Genomic DNA, 21,364 nt, shown 5'->3' on the forward strand with positions numbered 1-21,364 from the left:
ACTTCATAATTTCTTTTAACATCATTTTTGATGCGCTATCTTGATTCTGAGTGATTTCCAGTTTCCCACGCTCAGCTAACTTAATTGTAAAAATTCTCCCTTCTTCAATTTTTCCCGTTTCAATTAATGGCATTTTCATCATTGCTGTTTCTGCAAAAAAATAAAATCCTTTTTCCATAGGTTGAAAGTCCTCAAAAAACAAATATGATGTTATTTCATTCATTCAAAATCCCCTATCGTATAAAAATTAGCGATTATATTTTTAACTATATTTTCTATCTTCTTACTTATATTATATCTAATTTTTTACAATTTACAATTAAAAACACTCAACAATAGATTTTTACATCTATTGTTGAGTGTTTTCTTAATCTTCTACAAACTCCTCAATTGTTTCACTTGTAGTGGTTGCTAGCGATGTTGAATTTCCAAAATCTTTAACATCATTTTTCATTTGCCAGCAGAATACGCCCCCTAAGTCTTGTTCAATGGCATATACGACCTTATCTCTTATTAAGTTAGGTCCATTAAATCCCCATCCTCCATATATATTTACACCTGGGTCATACGCATCTTCTTCTAACATTTGCTTATAAATATGTTTGTAGTCCCATTGCTCAAAATAGCTATCTACCTTTACACCATAGTAAGGTAATCCTAAAATTAATTTCTGTGAAGGAATACCTTTTTTCTTAAATTCATCAATAATCTTCACCGCACTATTATAGAATGTAGAATGGTTATTCATTGTTCCGTAGTTATCATAAGACATAATGTTAATACGGTCTAATGCATTTAGACTTTCTAGACTTAAACCAGACCCTCTAGACTGTGCAGAAGAAAGTTTTAAACCATTTTCTTTAAAAAGCTTTGACGCCTCTAAAATTAAATGATTATAGTCTTGCCACTGACTCGCTGTATTCGGGTATTCCCAGTCAATATCATAGCCTGCTATATTATATAGTTTAGCAAATTCTACTAAATCTTCTAAGAAATCCGTTCTTATCGCCGGGTCATTAAATACATCTGTTTGTCCATTAGGGGCACCATCTGGCTCCCCTTTATAACAAGTAATAGATACCCATACATCTGCATCCTCATCTAAGTCTCTTGTCACTTTTTCTTTCCATGTTGGAAAAGTTATTTTAGCATAGTCACTTTCCCATGAATAGGGCGTAGTCCCTTCTCCTGTTGGACCATGTTCAATCAGAATAAACTCACCCTTATTGTTGAAAGAGAAGTTTCCAATCATAATAATATCTGTTAAGGAATCGAAGTTTTCTGGGTGAATGACATCCCAGTCATGTTCAAAGTAGGTGCTTGATACATAGGCCGTATTACTAAACATTTCCTCTCGTTCAACTTCATCTATATAGCGAGCAGACATTGAAGTAATCTTTGTAGCTGCTGATTTCTCATCTACCACTATGCGAATAGCATCCGTTGTGATCTCATCTTTTAATATACAAAGATGATATTCTTCTATTAAATCATTTGTATAAATAGATTGCCACTGTCCATCTACCTGTGCCTCTAGATGAAACTTTCGAACATTACTACCTTCTTCACTAAGTTCAATAGCATTAATAGTTTGCATACCACCTTCAAGTTCAAGAAGCCTAAAATCTGCTTCTTGAACTTGTGTTTCTTTTACTTCCACTTCTTGAGTTGGTGTTGCCCTCACTTCTGTGCTAGCAACTTCATCACCTGATTTTTCTAGTGCCTGCATACTCCCAGCACAAGCTGTTGACCCTAAGCAAAGTACTGTTATCCCATAAAAAATAATTTTTTTACTAAGTTTCATCTTGGCAACCCTCCCCACTTTAAACAGCTATTTTATTTGCCTGTAAACTTAAGTGCATTAAACTTATCATCTAACAACGTTTGTAGTTGTACTTTATTCTGCTCCATCATATCTGCTGGTGTGGCTTCTCCTTTAATAACTTTATTACAAATTTCTACGAGAGAAGGATCACCCCAATCTAATCCTGCCATAATGGCAATTTCATAGATAGAAGTATCAAAGTTAAGTGCCATTTCAGCATAATTTTTCAATGATTCTTCATCACGTACATGTGTTGCATAAGATTCAATAACCGTATCTTCACGTGTCATACCTTCTGGTAATTCATAAAGATCATCAATTAATAAAAGTAGTTTATCTGCCATATCTTCATAGGTTTTTGGAATGAAGTAGAATTGCCCCATTGCACCACCTATTGTGTACTCTGTTACATCTGGTCCCATTGGTGGTGGTACAATACCAAAGTCATCCGCCATAGGTGCACCTTTAGCTTTATTTAAGACTGGATTTGTTCCACACATAATAGCTACATTACCATTGAGAAAATCACTAATAGTAGCATCCCAATCTACTGAACCATCATTAAATAAAGCTACCTTATCTTTAAATAACCAATCTGACATTTGTTCAAAGGCTTTCATACCTTTAGGTTCTGCCAAAGTAAGTACAGCTTTACCTTCTTCATTGAAGGTCGCCATATTCGTGCCATTAGACTGACATAATGAACCTAGTAAATCTGTGACCATCATTGTTCCTAATCCATATTGTTCGATGGTACCATCTGGTTTACGTTTCGTTGCTTTTTGTGCAATCTCTGTGACTTTGTCCCAAGTCCATTCTTTGTTTGCCACCATTTCATAAGGATCGCCTAATTGCATTTCTTCAAAAATACGTTTGTTGTAGAACCAATAAGATTGAGAAACATAAGGCGCTGGTTCACTAAATCCATATTGTCCATCGTTGTAGTTACTATATTTTCTAACGATTTGTGAGTACTTTTCAGTATCTGTGAAATCAATACCTGTTTTTTCCATAGCTGTTGTTAAATCTGCGACAGCACCTGCTTCTAGCCAAGAGAGTAATTGTCTTTCTTGAGTAACCATAATGTGTCCTTCTGGAGAACCTGACGCAATACTTGTCACCATGTTCTCCCAATATGTAGATGCATCATCACGTTGTTCAATTTTCACATTATATTTTTCTTCTAATTCTTTCATTTTTGCGTCACGACGTCCAAGTGAGAGTGATGTGCCATCTGTATCAATGAGGCCATAACCTGGAGGATAACAAAATACAATTGTCTCACCACCAAAGTCTAAGTCAGCCTTTGCTTGTTCTGTCTTACTTAAAGGCTCTGCGGATTCTTCAGTCTTACTTACCTCTTGTGTCACAGCTACGTCTTCTTTTTCAGGAGCCGGCGTTGATGTTTCTACATTCCCTGTTGTTCCACATCCTGTTAAAAGAAGCATCATTGAAAGAGATGTTGCCCAAAGTTTCTTTGTGTTTTTGCCTAAGATTTTCATATAAAATTCCTCCTTAATATTAATGAAGCCTTTCGGCTCATTTTCCCTTTGAATTGTGTTACCCTAACCTGTTAAACCACTTCGTTCTACACTCTCTGTAAAGTATTTTTGACAAATTAAGTAAAGAATTAATATTGGCAAGAGTGCAATTACCATACTTGCATTTCTCATTAAACTAAATTCTGCTGTATTTTGAATGCCCATTGCATTACCTAAGTCTGTATTAGATAAGCGCAGGAGCTGGGTAGACATGATTTTAGTATTTTTCATAAAAGCAGATGTATAAATATCATCTAGCCATTGCCATACAAAAGAGAATAAGAAAACAGTCATCATAATCTGCCTTGCACTTGGCAAGAACACCTTCATAAATGCTTGGAAAGTACCTGCTCCATCTACATAGGCTGCCTCTTCTAACTCTTTTGGAAGACCTCTAAAGTACTGCACCATAATGAAAATATATAAACCATTTTTAAGTCCTGTACACGTTGCCCCAAGCAACACTTGTGGCCATGGTGTATTTAACAAATTCAAAGAAGATCCCATAAGCATTTCAAGGATTCCAAAGATATCAAAGTATCTAAATCTCATGTATAATGGCAAAAGAACTAAATCTGGTGGTATAACCATCCCCAATATAACCAGTACGAAGAAAAAGTTTTTAAAGCGGAAATTATATCTAGCAAAGCCATATGCTACTACTGTGCTTGCACACATATGAATGACTGACAAAATACCTGGAACTAGAAACGACATCCATACAATATCCTTTATTTCTAATATTTTAAAGGCATTCACATAATTGTTTAATGTAAAGTTCCTTGGAATATACCGGACAGAATTATCATAGACATCTTCGATACTCATAAATGAAATCATAAACTTCGTAATTAACGGATAGAGAATAACAAAGCAAATTCCAAATAATAAGATAGCTCTTCCAAACTTGATAAGAAAACTCCTTGTATTCTTTAGTATTTTTGCCTTTTTATGTGCTGAAATTGTCATCTTTTTACTCCTTTCCCCTGTTTTATTAATCATAATAGAATACATATTTATTAATTGCCTTATAGGTAATGCCTATAATACTAAATACCACTATAATGAATATCCATACCATGGCCGACCCTATCCCAAATTTAAACTCTGTAAAAATTGTTCGATGGACTAAGTTAATCATTACACTTGAAGACTTTGTAAAGTTATCGACAACAGAGTAAATAACACATACCAGAATAAGAGGACTAATCATAGGGAAACTAATCTTCCAGAAAATCTCCCATTTTGTACCACCTTCCATATAGGCTGCTTCGTATATAGAAGGTGAAATAGATTGAAAACCTGCTAGGAAAATAACAATTGGAATAGCACTCATAGCTACAATCGTTCCAATACGGCTTACAGAACTCGTTAAAAACAAAATTAAATCTTGATTTAAGTCCATCATATTAAGTAGATTAATAAATGCACCAGAGAAATAATAAGTCTCTTGCCCTGTTGAAGCATACTGAGAAACAAGTTGATCCATTCTCTCAAGCTGAATATAGACCCCTGAAGCTAGAATAACAGGTAGGAAGAAGATACCTCTTACTAAGCCTCTGCCACGAAACCTCTGATTCAACAAACTTGCCATAAAGAAACTAAATATAACAGTGATAGGTACATTGATGAGCTCCATAAGTGAATCCACTAATACTTTTCGGTATATAGGATCAATCAATAGGAGTTGCTTAAAGTTAGCAAGTCCTACAAATTCTAACTCATAACCTGTTGTATTTACTGTAAGCTTAGACAAGCTATAAATTAAAGAAGTCATGACAGGAATAATTAAGAAAAATATTGATCCTATTATAAAAGGCAAAATAAATATATAGCCCATTCTGTTTCTCTTTTTTTCCCATGAAACAACCTTCTTCTTACTTGCCATTGCTGTCACCTCCCCTCAACCCTTGAAATGTTGCTTGTTTGTAGCCCTGTTCTTGTAATAACTGATTTTTTTCTAATATATCGCTTTTCCAAGTCTCATACTGAGTAGAATAATACTCTGGATGAGTAGTCTTTCTCATAGACTTATTAGGCTCTCCTGTTAATACATAAGTAAATCCTGCCCCTGCATCTATACTTTCCCTAACAAAGTCTTCTGAGTTACTTGAAAGATTAACTGGGATATCTGAATACCCTACTCTTCCATTTAAGACCATTTGTAAAAAAGGAATTGCTTGGTCCACACTATCAAAAGGTTCTTTCAATACAGGTACACGCATCACATGATCCACATAAGGCAATATAAAGGCATTTGCACCATTTGTTGTCATACTTTGATTCCCATATATCCCCTTTATAGCTTCTTCTACTATTTTTTTAGTATTTTCTCTATCTATAGGCACTTTTTTTTGGAAATCTGAATTAAGATTATTCCCAATTCCACTTAAAGAAAGACCCACAGTATCATATTGTTTAATAGCCTCATTATTTTCACAAATTGATTTCGCTACAGTTGGTGGATTAAGTATGTAACTTGGCTTTTCTAACTTATTCATTTGCAAAGTATTAGGCCAATATGGATAAGACTCTCCGTATTCATTAGTTATTAAATACGAGGTATGCTTTGATTTTGAAAAACCATCTAATAAGCTTGGATTATAGGCATATTGTGGATCTACATCTATGTAGAGTGCTACATTATTCGCTTTCGTCCACTCTACAAATGCTTCCAACTCCTTTTGTGTGCCTAAATCCTTATTTAGTTTAAAGGCTTTTGTAGGTACACCATCTAACCCCTTTTGTCCAAATCCTATAAGTTTTACAGCTAATGGACCAATCCCCTCTTTAACTAAGTCTTCTACAATACTTCTAGCTTGTGCAACTGTTGTAAATGTTTCAAGTTGCCCTCCACCTAGGGAGAATTCTCCTTCTTTGTTATAAGCTGCACCTATAAACTCTACATAGATATAAGGTTTGTTTACTTCTAGCTCTTGCTTTTCTTGTCCGAAGAGTTCACTCGCATAGTAACTTGCTATATCTGCTACTTCGCATTCATTTCGATCAAAAAAATAATACTTCACAGTTAACGCACCATCATAAAGCTTTTTCTGTAGTAGATTAAAAGCTTCTGTTCCATTTTGTGTCCCTTGTAAAAAGGCTTTAGCCATCTGCCTTACGTTAAATACAGGGTATGCTGTGGCATGTGCAATATCACTCCCAGGCCATGCATGAATCTCCGCAAAAGCTTCACCATCACTTACTATCCCTATCATCGCTCGATCTGTATACTGCGTTGTAAAAATAGGTAGGTAGGCTTGCTCTGGTGTGAAAATTTGCTCCTCTACCGGTATCGCCTTATCACTTCCATAGATTGGCACACGAAATGCACCTGAATTCTCTTTTCCATTATAGAACTTCATAGTAGATCCAGAACCATCTGGTAGGATAAATTGACCGACTTCTCCATATTCAGGTGATCCAAAATTCTTAAGCAATGATATACTCAATACTTTCCCACCATTGACTTCAATCATTTCATCTAATGGTATACTTACCTGTAGTTGGTCTTCTTCTAAAGTCATGTACATATTCACATGGAAGACTACATTCTTACCCCCTTTAAGTTCTTGGGCATTCTGCATATCTATTTCATAATCTTCCTCTGTATAGCCTGTAGCTTCTAAAATTCTACTAATCTCTTTTTGCATACTACTTGGCAAATTCTCTTGTGTTAATACATAGAGTGGATCAGCTTCTAAAGTTGGATATTGTTTTAATAAGGAAACTTTCTTCTCTTCTGAAACCTTTTCTAAGTCTGGCAAGAAGTAGCTTTGTTTAAATCGTATTTGATCAAAGCTGCTTTCTATCTTTTCTAGTATAGCTTCAAATCTATCTTTTGAAATAGCTGGTGGACAAAATACATCTTGTGTGACTTCACCAAGTGTAAATCCTACCTTCACACCATTTTCTATAAGTTCAGTTTGATACTGCCCCCGAGCTACGCTATCCGAATGACTATACATCCTTGCAAAATTGTTTTTTTCATCTACATAATAAATCTCAAATAGAGATTTCTCAGCATTTACAGCCGGTTCACTTGTAACCGTCTTAAAAACTGACCCATCCTTTTTATTGCTCACCATGAACTGTGCCGCACTTTCCCAATAAGATAAGGTCAGAAACTCATTTTCTGCTACAACTTTATAGGCTTCATCACTTTCCGAAAATGCTGTTGTATTAGGTTCTAAAAGCCCTTCTGGTAATACTTGTACTTCTTCCTCTTTTGCACATCCTGCAAATAGGAAGATAACACTTAAAACGAGCAGTAGCCTGATAATCTTTTTCACAAGCAAATCCCCTTTCTTCTCCATTTTGACCCGCCTCTTGCTCAAAGGTTATAACCTATTCACAATCTCAGTTTGTAGATCAATAACAAAAGCTAAGATTTCTTGCATTAAGGCTATGCAAAGTAATAGAATAAATAAAATCATGACAATGACTAATAAAGAAATGATGATCACTAAGAGCGTTTTTTTCAAACTATAATTATGTGTCTGCATAACACTTGCTACAAGCAGTACCACCATCCATAGGTAAGCCACACTGATAAAGAAAGTACATAATACACCTTCATCTTGAATCAAAAAGTTAGAGCATAGCGCTACACATGGTAGGATGACAAGTATGGGCGTCAAACTATAACCTGTTGCTGTAATAATATCTTTATAAGAACCTTCTCCATCCATAAGTGTGGATACACACCAGGTACTCCCTGTCCAAAGTATAAGAGGAATATAAGCTTTTAATAAATCAAAGATGAAGTTGTACTCTTCTACGCTTACCGTACTAAAGATGAAGCTCGTAAGTAGTGACTGAATAATTAAGACGCCTCCTACAGCAGCCATCAATCCTAAAGCTACTTTTACGCTTCCGCGTTTTTCATGCTTTAAGTCCCAAAATCCATCTAGCGGACGGAAAATGACATAAAAGGCATATCCAAAAGGTCCCTGTTTCTTAACTATTTTTTTCTTTTTGCACCAATATTTTTTATAGATTTTATACATCGTATAGATTGCCAATAAGCTTAATATGCCTAAAGCCACAGGAGTAAAGTACTTATTAATCATCTCTCTACGATAAAACTGGAATGCTTTTGAATAGCCTTCCTTATCTTCTCCTTGTTGGAAATAATCCATGGCAGACTGCATATCTCGCTCACGATAAGCAATCTTACCCATTTCCCTCATAATTGCAGGATGATTGTTATTCATTGCATATACTCTTTGCCATGCTGCTTCTTCATTGACCAAATCATTTTTTTCTCGGTAATGGCAAGCATCTAAAATTGTTCTTCCGTATTCTGTTAAGTCAAAAGATACAATTTTATTTTTTACACTGTCTAAGACAAGGAAATGGTCATTGAACATCTCTAATGAAGATGGTGAAGTCATAGTACCTTCTGTCTGTCCTAGTTCTCCAAAGATAAATAACATAACACCACCTGTATCATAAACGAATACTCTTGCACGTTTTTGATCTAAGATAGCATAGACTCCATCTGAAAGAGTTAAGCAATCTACTATTTGAGATGGCCCTTTAATCGAGCCCGTATTAGCCCACTCTAGATCTCCAGATACCCCATCATAATCTGTTCTACGAAGTACATCATCTCCTCTTGCATTTAACTTACGTACAAACTTCATGCCTTCTTTGTTGTTCTGACTCATCGTACCTGTTGTCGCATATACAAAGCCATCTGCATCTACAGAAATGTTGTTATACTCTGCTGGGACAAAAGCTGCCATACGTTTTTGTTGCTCTTTTGTAGAGAATAATCTCCATATGGCATCTGTCACACTATATGTAACTTTTGAAGCACCTAAAAGTTGAACGAACTCCCCTGTTTTATCCAGTTCAATAAGCCCCATATTGAATCCTTTTACAGCTACAAATATACGTCCCGCTTCATCACAAACAACTTTAGACGGTAAGTAGTTAAAGTCTGTAGGTAGCATCTTAGATTGTGGTTTTTCAAAAAGGGCTACCACTTCTCCTTCTTCATTTAACTTTACAATTCTGCCGTTGTTCGTATCAGCTATCAACAGCTGATCTTGTGCATCTACATAGACACCTTCTGGTGACGCAAATGGTATTTTTACACCATCTACTTCATACTCTGTATATTCTTTGATCAGCTGATACACTTGATTAACTTTCAAAATACGGTTATTGCCTGTATCTACAATATAAAGATAATTTTCTGTAGCATATAAATCACTGGGTTTTTTCAAACTTGTGGTCCCTATTGTACTATGATCAATATCTCTTCCAGGCTCAGCTGCTACAGGTGCTTTTACAAAACTATTTGGTCCGTATAGATAACTCTGATTGGCTTCTTCCGCAAAGACGTTTATCATGGAACTCATTAACGTCACAATGAGTAAAAACCATACCATCAATTTTCTTCCCCTCATGCTCAAAACTCCTTTCGCCTAAGTCTTATTCTTTCATCCCAGAAGATGCCATTGTCTCAAGGATATTACTTTGTGATAAAACAAACACAGTAATCGGTACAATCAGCATGATAACACCTACCGCTGCCCCGGCTCCTGCTCTGGCTACACCACCTGCTACAATTTGGCTCATTGCATATGAAAGTGTTTTTTTCTGTTCAGAGAAAATATACACCCCACCTGTAGCATTCCATAGTGATTGAATGGTAAACATACTTAAGGTCAACCATGCAGGCTTTAAGTTAGGCATAACAACTTTCCATAAAATATACCACTCACTAGCACCATCTATCTTGGCTGCTTCTAGTAATGAATCTGGAATACCAGACATGAATTGCTTCATGAGATAAAGCCCTATAGGTGCTCCAAAAGCTGGCACAATAACAGACATCAACGAGTCTACCCATCCCAACTGCTTCATAATAATAAAGTTTGGAATTTGTGTGACTGCAGGTGTGAACATCAATGTGGCTACAATCACCTTGAAGAAAAAGTCTCTCCCTGGAAATTTTCTTTTTTCCAAAGCGTAAGCCGCCATAGAAGCACAAATAATATGTCCACCTAACCCCACTACAGTAATGAGTGCAGTATTAAATATGTATCGAGGAAAAGGTACCCACGACTCACCAAGCAAAAGGCCTAAATCGCTAAAATTGGTTAATGTGGGATTTTGTACTAATATCCTAGGTGGAAACCTAAAAAGCTCATCCATCGGTTTAAAAGCGTTACAAACGGTATAAACCAAAGGCAAAACCATAAAGCAACCGACTGCCCCTAAAATAATGAGGTTTAGCATATTACCAGAAGCCGAACGCCCTACACGGACTCCCAATGATTTGCGCCATCTATTAATTGTTTTATTTTTAATAACCAAGGAAATATCCTCCCTTCTTTTTAACGTCCAAGTTTATGAAGTAGCTTTTGAATAATCTGATTTAACGTAAGCATGGTAATAAATAGAATGGTTGCAATGGCACATGCATAACCCATATCGAACCTTACACCTCCATAGTCATTGAGATGGTTTAGTATTGTATGTGCTGCGTAGTCTGTACTAGGGCTTCCGCAAAGCTGAGCTGTTACATCTGCTACTGTGAAAGACGATGTAATAGTCATAACTGCTCCAAACATTAATTGAGGTCTCATAGACGGAAATGTGATAAACCAAAGTTCTTGCCAACGGTTTTTAATCCCATCTATATAGCCTGCTTCATACTGACTTTGATCTACCATTTTAAATCCTGCTACAAAAGATAAGAACCCTGCTCCAAGGCTCATCCATAACTGTACAATAATCACTACACCTAGCATGTACTTAGGATCTGTCAACCATCTAACAGGTGCATTTACAAGCCCTAAGTTGAGTAAAATAGCATTTAAATATCCATAAGCATCCCCACTAAATATAATCGACCAGATTAAGAAGGCTGACCCTGAAATAGAAGGTGCATAAAATACAAGAACCATAATAGATCTAGGTATTGGTGGTAGCTCATTAATCAACCAAGCAAAGAAGAAACAAGCAAAGTATCCTATAAGCCCTGTTATTGCTGCAATAATAAAAGTATTTTTCAAGGCAATCAAAAAGACATCATCATTTACAAATAAATTAATATAATTTTGGAATCCAATAAATTGAGCTGGTTCCAAAACGTTATAATACGTAAAGCTGTAATACAGAGCAACTACAACTGGCAATAACGTAAATAGAATGAATATGATTCCAAATGGTGCTAAGAGTAAATAAGCATCATAATTAAGACGTACTTGCTTTAAAACTCCTAAAAACTTCTTTTTTTGTTGTTGTACGAAATTCACTTTAGCCCTCCTCATGTATACCGCTACTTAATATTGCTGTGCAATCGGTAAGCCGAACTCTTTTCGTTTACCTATTAACTCCTGATTAATAATATAAACATAGTCAAGTAACGTTTCTCTAATATCTGCTTTTCCTGTAACTACCTTACGGAATGCATTGTTAATATGTCTTCCTGTAAAGTAGCCACCTGGTACTTGTTCAATACCTCTACCCCATTGCATCTGTTCTTTCAAGACTTTATAGAATTCATTATCCCAAGGAATCTTAGAAAATCCTTCTAAGTTTGCTGTTGCATATCTTGCCGAAGGTCCTAATATACTTTCCATTTCTTTTCCAAATGCAACTTGAATTTCTGCACTAGTCCACCATTTCAAAAATTTCCAAGATGCATCATAGTTATTGGAGTTCTTCAATATAAAGCAATCGGCGCCTGATATAGGTGTGCTACAATCTATTGTTCCATCTGCCTTTTGAGTTCCTGGGATAAGAGAAAAGCCCCATAATCCCTTTATTTCTGGTGCTGACACCATAAGTGTGTTGAAATGTGCAAAGTTTCCTACCATAATAGGTGATTCTCCCGTACGGAATCTCGTCAAAAAGTCATACTCTTGAGGTAATGCATAGTTGACAAATAGATTGGTCCATTGTTTAAAGGACTCAAGCCCTACTTCTGAATCTAAGTCACTAGACATCCCTTGGTCTTTGTAAATTTCTCCACCATTTTGGAACAGCATCGTATAATAACTACTTGTTCCTGCTTCAATCAAGTCAGCACGAGGTACTGACACAGGAAGTGCAAAATTCATATTGTTTTTAAGTAAAAGTGGTATCGTTGCAACTACATCTGTCCACGTCTTAGGTACTTCTAAATTTAGTTCCTCTAATAAATCTGTTCTATAGAACATGACATTAAAGTTTTGTGTTTCTGGCAAAGCATAAACTTTATCATTAAAAGTTAAAGGTACCATACGTTCTGGCAAGAAGCGATTAGCAACTTCTTCGAAGTCCTCAAATCTATTTAAATCAATAACAGCATCTCTTACTGCATAATTTACAGGTTCTGTATCTCCCATACTCAGTGCAACATCAGGCCCTATACCTGCTACAGTTGCTGGCAATAATGACCCACCTGTAACGAGCTGCAAATCTACATCTATCCCATATCGAGGTGTAAAGTACATATCAATTAGCTTTCGCAGCACCTGTGCTTGGTCTCTACCTGTAGGAATCCATACTTTAATACTTTCTCTTGTTGCATCTTCTGAAGCGACTGCTCCTAATGAAGCATAGTCACTAGAAAATGATTTCAAGAAGTTCCTTACTTCATATGCCAACTGTTCAAAAAATGTAGCATTAGGTGTAGAAAGTGTTACATCGTCTTGTGATACAAGTGCAATATAGTCTAGAGCTAAAGATTGCTCTCTCACTTTAATCAGCCAGTTTGCTAATGCACCATTATTAGATTTGAAGAAGTCTAGTTCTTTTGGAATAACATCTGCATCTTTACTCATTTTTTGAAGCTGACGGGCTGATACTTCAAGCGCTGCATTATTTTGTCCTTTACCACTGTACTCCCCCATCCAATTGGCTACATCTTGCAACTCATCCGCCAATCTCTCCATCTCACTTGTTAAGTCTGGCATTAAGGTTCCCAAACGATAATCCCTCATTCTATCTGGTGCAGGACCCGTCACAACCATAATGTCTGTGTATAAGTCATTTAGTTGTAGGAGAATCTCTTGTACTTTTCTAATTTGTGTTGTAATAGCACCTAAGTTGGCTTCTATCTTCAACTCATGACTACCTTTATCTAAGTAGATTGTGAAAGCTTCCTCCTCATTTCCAAGTCCTACAAGTTGCCATTTAGGTTGATAGGAAAACTCCCAGTTTTCTAATTCTTTAAAAGGGATTTCGCCATCAATAGAAATGGTACGACTTGACTTGAAATCTCTATTGAAATTCTGCTTTGCTTTCAAATAAATAGTGTATAAACCAGCTTCCTCTAGTTCAAAATTCCAAACAAGATTTTGTCCTGGTATACTCCAGTTCCCTCCCCCTATCATATTAAGAAGCTGAGCATCTTGGTCAAATGGACTTGTCTTAGGACTTGTCCTATCATGTTGAGCATAAAGCACTGGAGTAGACTTAAAGTCTGCCTTTTCAGCCTCTAAGAAAATCGTTTCTTGTTCTGCTAACTTGGCACCGCTTTGTGCCTGTTTATACGCTTCATAAGAAGGTATTTGATCTAGTGGACTTGCCCATACTTTACCAATTGTCATCGGCTCACTTATAGCCTCTATTGTGATCGTATTAACTCCCTTATTTAAATAAAATAAATAGGGTTCACTATAGGATCCAAATGAATCTTTAACATAGGTTGTTTGTGCTTTCTTAACCTCTAGTTGAGAGGGTCTAATCTCATTATTATTTTGGTCTCTCTTCCCTATATCTGAAGCATTATCTACATAGATTCTTGGAAATTCTACATCTACCGCACCACTATGCTGAATCTCTCCATTAAGATAAAAGGTTCGCTGTATTGGAGACCCCCTATCATATTCCGCCACATACTCTAATTCGATTGCATATAGCCCTTCCTCTTCAACTTCCCCTGTCCAAACAACTTTGTCCCCTTCTCGGGTATAAATCCCTTTATCCATACCTAATACATAATTTTCGTAGACATCCACATTATTTACTTGATTTGTGTCTAAGCTAAATTCTACTTTTTTGTTAGGTCTTTGTGCTTCACTGTGTTCTGCTAAAAATACTTCATAATTACTAGCTTTCAACAAACTTTGTACTAACTCTGCTTCTTCATGAAGTATGGTCTCTTGTGCATCGACTTGCCTAATTTGCATCGATGACAAAAACATGAGCGTACATAGGCTTAAAGTAACGTATTTTTTTAATGCTTTCATAAAAACCGCTCCTCCCCTTTTATCCCAATTCCTTACGCATCAAAGTTATCAATGTGTGTTTCTCATCATAAGAATATTCCCATGCCATAATTCCAGCAATTTTCCACCTTTTTACTAAATAACATTTATACTTAATAGATTGTTCATCTTCATAGGTAATAAAGTTATCTCCATTAAAAAGGTAAGGTGCATGTGCTGTCTCATCCCAATAATATGTATACCCCTTTTTATCTACATACTCTTCTATTAATTGTGTATAGCCTGGGCCATAGTCACTAGGTGTACCTGCATAGCTATGTAATCCATTATTTTTATTTTCTACACCTCTCCACTGCCGTGAGTAAAAAGCTGCACCAATGATAAGTTTTTCTGCCGGAATGCCTCTTTTAATGAACAACTCAATATTTTCTTCTACGCTACCTTCCTCTATTAAATCCGTATTCATCTTAGTTGGACAAGTATGATGCATCGTAGTTAATGCATTGGCATTGATATCATAGGTCATCAAATTGACATAGTCTAAATAACGTACAGATTCTTCAATTTCAGTAATTTCGAAGTACCAAGTCTTACTTCCCGCCGCTATGGAGAGTCCTCTATATTTTTCCTCCCCTATCCTATCTAGTCCCGCTCTTAATGATTTCAGCAATAATGTATGCTGATGTCTTTCTTCTAGCCCTGATGGGTATTCCCAATCTACATCCACACCATCAAACGCCCATACTCTTACAACTTCTACAACGCTTGCTACTAATTTTTCAAGTTTTTCAGATGTACTAGAGGCTTCTCCAAAGCTATACTTTGGACCACTTGCAAGTGTTAGGTAAATCTTTAGTTCTGGATTAATCCTTCTTATTTCTTTTATACGTTCAATATTTGTAAGTCCTTTTAAACTTATTTCTCCTTCTTCTACAACGCCAAATGCTACATTTAAAATATCAAGTGCACAAATATCCTCAGTTGTTAGTTGTATAAGACTTTTATTGGTGGCATAAACTGAAAGAATTCCCATTTCAAAACCCCTTTCCAGGAATAAAGTTTTCATCATTTTCACTAACAAAACCATTTTTTTACTAATACAACTGTATCACTTTGCCAAGACTCCATCAACTTTTTTACCTACTTTGCATATTTTTTTGTAAGTTTACATTAAAATATTGGAATTTTTATATAAATTTTATTCTTTATAAGTCACAATAATTATAATTTTAAATACAATCATCACTCTAATCTATTTTAATTTTTTATTGATGAAAATAATAATTTCTCTAAATAATGATTATTTTTATTAGTTATTTTGATTTATATTTAATATCTCTTTTTAGCAGCATTAAATTTGAGCAACAAAAAAAGCTTATTCAGAAGGTAGCAGATGCTACTCTAAATAAGCTTAAATATATTTAAATAAGTATTAAATTTCCATAATAATCGGTAAAATAATTGGATTACGTCTTGTTTTTTGCCAAATAAACGTCCTCAGATCATCTTTTACGATACTCTTAATCTCTGACCAACTCACAATACCTTCATCTTGGCAATGATCTAATGACCGTTGCACAACGCGCTTCGCCTCATTCATGAGTGATTCTGCTTCTCTTACATATACAAATCCACGTGAAATGACATCTGGACCTGATACAACAGCTTTAGAATCACGCTCAAGCGTCATAACAACCATAATAAGACCATCTTGTGAAAGGAGTTTACGATCACGTAGTACAACGTTTCCTACATCACCTACACCAAGTCCATCTACAAGCACTTGTCCTGATGGCACACGGCCTACAATTTTACAGCCGTCCCCATTCATTTCAAGTACCTCTCCAACTGAAAGAATCGTGGTATTCTCTTTTTCCATTCCAAGTTCTACTGCAAGTTCAACATGTTTTTGTAAATGTCTGTATTCACCATGAACCGGAATAAAGTATTTGGGTCTTACAAGTGCATGAAGCAGTTTAAGTTCTTCTTGTGTAGCATGTCCTGATACATGAGTATCTTCACGTACAATCACTGTACCTTTTCTTGCTAATTCATTAACAACTTTTGATACTGTTTTTTCATTTCCAGGGATAGGCGTAGAACTTAAAACAATAACGTCCCCTGGTTTTAAATCAACTTGTTTATGTTCAGAAAATGCCATTCTAGACAAAGCTGCCATTGGCTCACCTTGGCTTCCCGTCATAATCGTTACCACTTCTTCGTCTTTATAACGATTGAATTGATTTGCTTCAATTAAAGTTTTTTCTGGTATATCTAAGTAGCCAAGTTCATTTGCTGTACGTACAATGTTCACCATACTACGCCCAAGTACTGCTACTTTTCTATTGTATTTATACGCTGCATTAATAACTTGTTGCACACGGTCAATATTAGATGCAAAAGTTGCTACCATAATACGTCTGTCTTTATACTGGTTAAATACCTTATCAATTGTTTCTCCAACCATTCTTTCAGATGGGTTATGACCTGTTCTACCTACATTTGTACTATCTGCAAGTAAAGCTAAAACACCTTTTTTACCAAGTTCAGCTAAACGATGTAAATCTAATACAGTTCCTCTAATCGGTGTATAATCCACTTTAAAGTCTCCTGTATGAATAATAGTTCCTACAGGTGTCCAAATTCCTAGCATAACGGCATCTGCTATACTGTGGTTAGAACGTATAAATTCAATTTTAAAACTACTTCCAAGTTTAATAGTGTCCCCTTGCTTTATAACAATACGTGTTGTTGTATTCATCATCTTGTGTTCAATAAGTTTATTTTCCACAAGTGCAATTGTAAGTTGTGTACCATATACAGGTACATTTAATTCTCTTAAAATATATGGGAGTGCACCAATATGGTCTTCATGTCCATGTGTTAAAACAATCCCTCTAATACGATCTTTATTTTGTGTTAAATAGGTTATATCAGGAATAACTAAATCAATCCCTAGCATATCATCTGTTGGGAATGATAATCCACAGTCTACGATAATTAAGTCTTCCCCGTATTCAAAAACAGTCATGTTCTTTCCAATTTCACCTAGTCCCCCTAGGGAAATCATTTTTAATTTGCCTTTTGTGTGTCGTGTTGTCACGCATTTACCTCCATGTTTCTCTTTCTATTTTATTGTTATTTATATTTTGATATTCTTTGTTACAGTTTTAAATTTATAGTAATTTTTATGAATATTCTTGTCTCAAACTTCTATTTTTTGTTTTAAAATTAAATTAATGCTGTCTTTTCTTGGATTATAAGATGTCTAGTAAAAGGTTAAATCGTTAAATTTGCCGTTCCGATTGCCTTTTCTATACGCTTAACATTGATATTTGACCGTTCCATCTCAGGTAGCTTTATAAGCTTACTTCACTCTTTTAGTATATAGGTCAACGTGCAAATTGTCAAACCTCCATCTTTTAACAATAAGAAAAACTAGATAAATTAAAACTTTATCTAGTTTTAGATGAGATTTTGCATTTTTTTTAGAATCCAAGTAATTGCAACACATCTTTTGCTATATTTCTTTTCTTATAGTCAAGGCTATCTCCACCTGTGCTAATATTAGAGTTTTCTCTTAAATACACTCTTTCGTTTTTGTCTGGAACGTATTCTAAATTTTTATTTTGTTGTTTTAAAAATAATGTAACACCCTCATCTAGTTGTATTATTTCTAGTGGTGTCTTATAACCTTTTCCTTTAAGTGGATTTTGATTTTTTATGCTCACAAGTTCTTCTATCGTATGCCTGCCATCTCCCTTAACATTTGCAGGCACACGATTTAATATAGCTACCACTTCTTCTCCAATGACTAAGAAATGATACTCCTTACCTACAATATAGCTTTCTACTAACACGGTATGATCATGGCTAAATGCAAGGTTTAATGCTTGAATGAGCTCCTCTTTACATCCTCCTTCAGGAAATATACTAATACCTATCCCAAAATTGCTTAATGTATTCTATGTATCTTCCTTTTTTTAAGGCAATAAAGTTCTCACTTTCATCTAATATTTCTACTTTAATTCCTCTTTTAACCGCTTCCTTCATCAAAATTTGTGTAGATAGTTCAAGCGTTTCATAACCTTCAAATTTAAAACGATTTTTATAAGCTTCATTTTTATATTGTTTAGCAAGTTCTAAGTTCGCCTTAATATAACCTTCTTTTTTCACCTTTTCTACAATTTGATACGCGTAAGTTAGGGTATAATCCTTCACTCTTCGTCTCACATGCTCTAATACAGTTTCTTGCCCTAATTCTAATATCTCATTAATTTGCTGCATACGCTCAAGAATTTCTAGGTCCAGTCTTCCTTACTAATTAATTGCCCCTCTTTTAAAAGCAAAAACAAATTAAAGAGGTACATAAAATATAAATCTTCTAATTTAATGCCTGCTTTATCAAAAGGATTAATATCAATACTTCTATACTCTAAATAGGCAATCCCATCTTTTCTTAGGGAATCTAATAAATATTCATTATCATAAGCTTTCAATCTAATTTGGCTATATAGTTCTTTAGGACTTGCAATAAGTCTATCCGTCACAAACTTTTCCAAGCTCTTTGTATACCCATCTATACTTTGATAGTTAGGGAACAACTCAATTTTATTGGTATAGCTTTCTTTAGCCACTTCTTTTAGTTGCTTGACGCACTCCTCTATATAACTTTCGTGAATGACACTCGTACTTCCTAACAAATAGATTAATAGCCAGCGATAACGTAAATAATTTCTAGCAACCTTTAAATACATTTCATCCTTAAACATTTTATAATCTTTGTTTTGGTTATCTATTTTATATAGCTTTTCTATGAACTCTTCATTAAAAGAAAAATTATAGTGAATACCTGATACAAGTTGACGCTTACCTCCGTATTTAGCTAACAGCTCTCTTCTGTATGCATAAGCTTTTTGCCCCGGAGAACATTTACAAAAGTCTGCAATAGGAATTTGTCTATCCTCTGGAATGTTACAAGGCATGGACTGTGGCCACAGATACTCTTCTCCTATCTCTAATGCAGTCATATCATATAAGGCACATAAAAATTGATAAGTCTCTTCTATTGTCTCAAAAACAGGCGTAATCAGCTCTACTTGACTTCCTGAAAAGTCTGTAGTGATATAAGGATTAAATAGTTTTGCACCAAACACTTCTGGATGAGGTGTCCTAGCTAAATTTCCATCGGGGTCACATCTTAAGCGCTCTCTCTTTCAATTCCAAAATGTCCTTTGAGTAATTCTTTTCCTTCAAACAGCTTCTTCATCTCATTCAGCATTTTCATCCCTCTTCTTTCTCTACACACCGCAAGCACCTTACTCTTTTCATTAGCTTTTGTATTATGAGATGTTCTTACTCATTTTATGAATCATATCTATTAGATAATTTATAAGAATCCACCAATATTTCTTTGAAATTCTCTTTGGATAACTTACATTTACCTCTAAGCAACCCTCTGGCAAAAAAGTTATATCTTCTTGTTGAAACTGATCGACTACCCGAAAAACCATAATTGATTGAAATCAATGATTGTCCATAAAACAAAAAGGGCATTGTACCTTTTTGTGCAATCCCCTCACATCCTTTAGTGTATCTCAACTACTTAAACACTTTCTCAACCATTCTTCTAGCGTAAATGTAGTACGCTCAACATAACTTACTACATGAGATGCTGCTCTTTGTATTCCTGCTTATTTGAGAAGTGGTTCAATATGAATCATATCTCTTGTTACATTCATACATCCTATTGTTTGATCTAGTGTCTTTGCTTCTTTTCCAAACTCACCATGCTCGTCACTTCCTGTTGTAATAAGCATTTCATGTTGCTTGCAAAATGCTGCACAAGTCTTTGTCATCATTTCACTATGCGTTGGGTAGTAGCATTCAACCCCCTGTAACCCCATATCATAGAGCTGTTGTAATTCTTCTTCTAACTCTTCTTTTGAAAGGTCTTTAAAGTAAGACATGGGATGAGCTAGTACACTGTATCCTCCTGCAGCTTTAATTGCCGCACATAATTGTGCAACTGTCGGGAAGTTATACTCAGCAAAGTCACACCCATACTCTCTATAGTACTTGAATCCTCCGAATAACTTATCACTTAGTCCTCTATCAAAAAGATAGTGCAGACCTTTCCAGCCACCTTTTCTTCTATCATAGTTATAGGCTTTAAAATCTGATACAGATATACGAGGATCAGCACCTTCCATATTGGCAATCAAATCATCACTCATACGTTGCATCTCACTATCTGCTAAATCTATTAAGTCAAACAATTTCTGTAAATTCTCAAACCCATAGGCTAGTAGATGGACAACTTTATTCTTATAAGCTGCATTAATCTCCACCCCACGAATAGGAACAATTCCCACTTCCTGAGCCGCTTTTTGTAAGTCCTCCCAAGAATCTAACTTATTATGATCTGTTATTGCTAAAATCTTCACTTCTCTATTTACTGCTTTATCTACAATTTCCTGTGGTGACATTGTTCCATCAGAAAAATAAGTGTGCATGTGTAAATCCACCTTCATTTTGTTAGCCTCCTGTATTCTGTCATTTTTATAGCTATTATATCTAAAATCTGTATGTTACTAAAGCCTAAATTTGTTTTCAAACACTGAAACCCTTATATTTCAAAGGATTAGGATTATTTTATTTATCTTTTTAAAAAATTGGATAATTTTAGTTACTAAACTTCCTTGACTTCTTCTATAGTAAGGTCTATACTGAATTTATACTTAATGACGCGGAGTGGAGCAGTTGGCAGCTCGTCGGGCTCATAACCCGAAGGTCTCAGGTTCAAGTCCTGACTCCGCAAT

15 protein-coding genes, 1 tRNA gene and 1 pseudogene are annotated in these 21,364 nt (G+C 35.4%); 1 reads left to right on the plus strand and 16 read right to left on the minus strand.

The features are described 5' to 3' along the window. The 16 genes and pseudogenes from RRY75_RS08360 to RRY75_RS08435 form a co-directional block, all read right to left on the minus strand. Positions 1–223: hypothetical protein (locus tag RRY75_RS08360; RefSeq protein ID WP_332716350.1), on the minus strand; the 223-nt coding region annotated here is incomplete at its 3' end. Positions 224–367: 144 nt separating this feature from the next. Beyond that, positions 368–1,804, minus strand: coding sequence for a glycosyl hydrolase family 18 protein (locus RRY75_RS08365; protein ID WP_332716353.1), 1,437 nt, complete (start codon positions 1,802–1,804; stop codon positions 368–370). A 32-nt stretch (positions 1,805–1,836) separates the two neighbouring features. Next, positions 1,837–3,327: an ABC transporter substrate-binding protein gene (locus tag RRY75_RS08370; protein WP_332491348.1), complete on the minus strand. Its 1,491-nt coding sequence runs from the start codon at positions 3,325–3,327 to the stop codon at positions 1,837–1,839. A gap of 63 nt (positions 3,328–3,390) precedes the next feature. Continuing rightward, positions 3,391–4,335, minus strand: coding sequence for a carbohydrate ABC transporter permease (locus RRY75_RS08375; RefSeq protein WP_332491346.1), 945 nt, complete (start codon positions 4,333–4,335; stop codon positions 3,391–3,393). Positions 4,336–4,360: 25 nt separating this feature from the next. Beyond that, positions 4,361–5,254 (minus strand): carbohydrate ABC transporter permease, encoded by an 894-nt coding sequence (locus RRY75_RS08380; RefSeq protein ID WP_332491344.1) that lies wholly within the window; start codon positions 5,252–5,254, stop codon positions 4,361–4,363. After that, on the minus strand, positions 5,244–7,682 hold the full coding sequence (locus RRY75_RS08385) for a DUF5696 domain-containing protein (protein ID WP_332491342.1): 2,439 nt from the start codon (positions 7,680–7,682) through the stop codon (positions 5,244–5,246). The genes RRY75_RS08380 and RRY75_RS08385 overlap by 11 nt, the downstream gene beginning before the upstream one ends. A 24-nt stretch (positions 7,683–7,706) precedes the next feature. Beyond that, positions 7,707–9,785, minus strand: coding sequence for a YIP1 family protein (locus RRY75_RS08390; protein WP_332527849.1), 2,079 nt, complete (start codon positions 9,783–9,785; stop codon positions 7,707–7,709). Positions 9,786–9,810: 25 nt separating this feature from the next. Beyond that, entirely contained in the window at positions 9,811–10,698 is an 888-nt protein-coding gene (locus tag RRY75_RS08395; RefSeq protein WP_332491338.1) for a carbohydrate ABC transporter permease, read from the minus strand. A gap of 20 nt (positions 10,699–10,718) precedes the next feature. Next, a complete protein-coding gene (locus tag RRY75_RS08400; protein ID WP_332491336.1) occupies positions 10,719–11,642 on the minus strand; it encodes a carbohydrate ABC transporter permease in 924 nt (307 codons plus the stop codon). A 27-nt stretch (positions 11,643–11,669) separates the two neighbouring features. After that, positions 11,670–14,564 carry an extracellular solute-binding protein gene (locus tag RRY75_RS08405; protein ID WP_332491334.1) on the minus strand — a complete coding sequence of 965 codons (2,895 nt, stop codon included), beginning with the start codon at positions 14,562–14,564 and terminating at the stop codon, positions 11,670–11,672. Between the two features lie 19 nt (positions 14,565–14,583). Beyond that, positions 14,584–15,576, minus strand: a complete 993-nt coding sequence (locus RRY75_RS08410; RefSeq protein ID WP_332528163.1) for a glycoside hydrolase family 18 protein — start codon at positions 15,574–15,576, stop codon at positions 14,584–14,586. A gap of 399 nt (positions 15,577–15,975) precedes the next feature. After that, on the minus strand, positions 15,976–17,613 hold the full coding sequence (locus RRY75_RS08415) for a ribonuclease J (RefSeq protein ID WP_334309698.1): 1,638 nt from the start codon (positions 17,611–17,613) through the stop codon (positions 15,976–15,978). A gap of 418 nt (positions 17,614–18,031) precedes the next feature. Next, the gene (locus RRY75_RS08420) at positions 18,032–18,403 is read right to left on the minus strand and encodes a hypothetical protein (protein WP_332491329.1); all 372 of its coding nucleotides are present in this window, start codon (positions 18,401–18,403) and stop codon (positions 18,032–18,034) included. Between the two features lie 73 nt (positions 18,404–18,476). Continuing rightward, entirely contained in the window at positions 18,477–18,830 is a 354-nt protein-coding gene (locus RRY75_RS08425) for a hypothetical protein (protein ID WP_332528162.1), read from the minus strand. 14 nt (positions 18,831–18,844) lie between these two features. Further along, positions 18,845–19,744: pseudogene (locus RRY75_RS08430) on the minus strand (bifunctional glutamate--cysteine ligase GshA/glutathione synthetase GshB); the annotation flags it as partial. Positions 19,745–20,236: 492 nt separating this feature from the next. Continuing rightward, complete coding sequence (locus tag RRY75_RS08435; protein WP_332491326.1) at positions 20,237–21,076, minus strand: PHP domain-containing protein; 840 nt, start codon at positions 21,074–21,076, stop codon at positions 20,237–20,239. Between the two features lie 214 nt (positions 21,077–21,290). Here RRY75_RS08435 and RRY75_RS08440 point away from each other — a divergent pair. Beyond that, positions 21,291–21,363: transfer RNA gene (locus RRY75_RS08440), tRNA-Met, on the plus strand. Position 21,364 lies beyond the last annotated feature (1 nt).

The organism is Niameybacter sp. (assembly GCF_036655075.1).
Taxonomy (GTDB): domain Bacteria; phylum Bacillota; class Clostridia; order Lachnospirales; family Cellulosilyticaceae; genus Holtiella.

What these genes read in the sequence shown, in the direction of transcription:
- RRY75_RS08365 (WP_332716353.1), bottom strand. Translation starts at nt 1,804, where the DNA reads ATGAAACTTAGTAAAAAAATTATTTTTTATGGGATAACAGTACTTTGC.
- RRY75_RS08370 (WP_332491348.1), bottom strand. Translation starts at nt 3,327, where the DNA reads ATGAAAATCTTAGGCAAAAACACAAAGAAACTTTGGGCAACATCTCTT.
- RRY75_RS08375 (WP_332491346.1), bottom strand. Translation starts at nt 4,335, where the DNA reads ATGACAATTTCAGCACATAAAAAGGCAAAAATACTAAAGAATACAAGG.
- RRY75_RS08380 (WP_332491344.1), bottom strand. Translation starts at nt 5,254, where the DNA reads ATGGCAAGTAAGAAGAAGGTTGTTTCATGGGAAAAAAAGAGAAACAGA.
- RRY75_RS08385 (WP_332491342.1), bottom strand. Translation starts at nt 7,682, where the DNA reads ATGGAGAAGAAAGGGGATTTGCTTGTGAAAAAGATTATCAGGCTACTG.
- RRY75_RS08390 (WP_332527849.1), bottom strand. Translation starts at nt 9,785, where the DNA reads ATGAGGGGAAGAAAATTGATGGTATGGTTTTTACTCATTGTGACGTTA.
- RRY75_RS08405 (WP_332491334.1), bottom strand. Translation starts at nt 14,564, where the DNA reads ATGAAAGCATTAAAAAAATACGTTACTTTAAGCCTATGTACGCTCATG.
- RRY75_RS08410 (WP_332528163.1), bottom strand. Translation starts at nt 15,576, where the DNA reads ATGGGAATTCTTTCAGTTTATGCCACCAATAAAAGTCTTATACAACTA.
- RRY75_RS08415 (WP_334309698.1), bottom strand. Translation starts at nt 17,613, where the DNA reads ATGATTTCCCTAGGGGGACTAGGTGAAATTGGAAAGAACATGACTGTT.
- RRY75_RS08425 (WP_332528162.1), bottom strand. Translation starts at nt 18,830, where the DNA reads ATGCAGCAAATTAATGAGATATTAGAATTAGGGCAAGAAACTGTATTA.
- RRY75_RS08435 (WP_332491326.1), bottom strand. Translation starts at nt 21,076, where the DNA reads ATGAAGGTGGATTTACACATGCACACTTATTTTTCTGATGGAACAATG.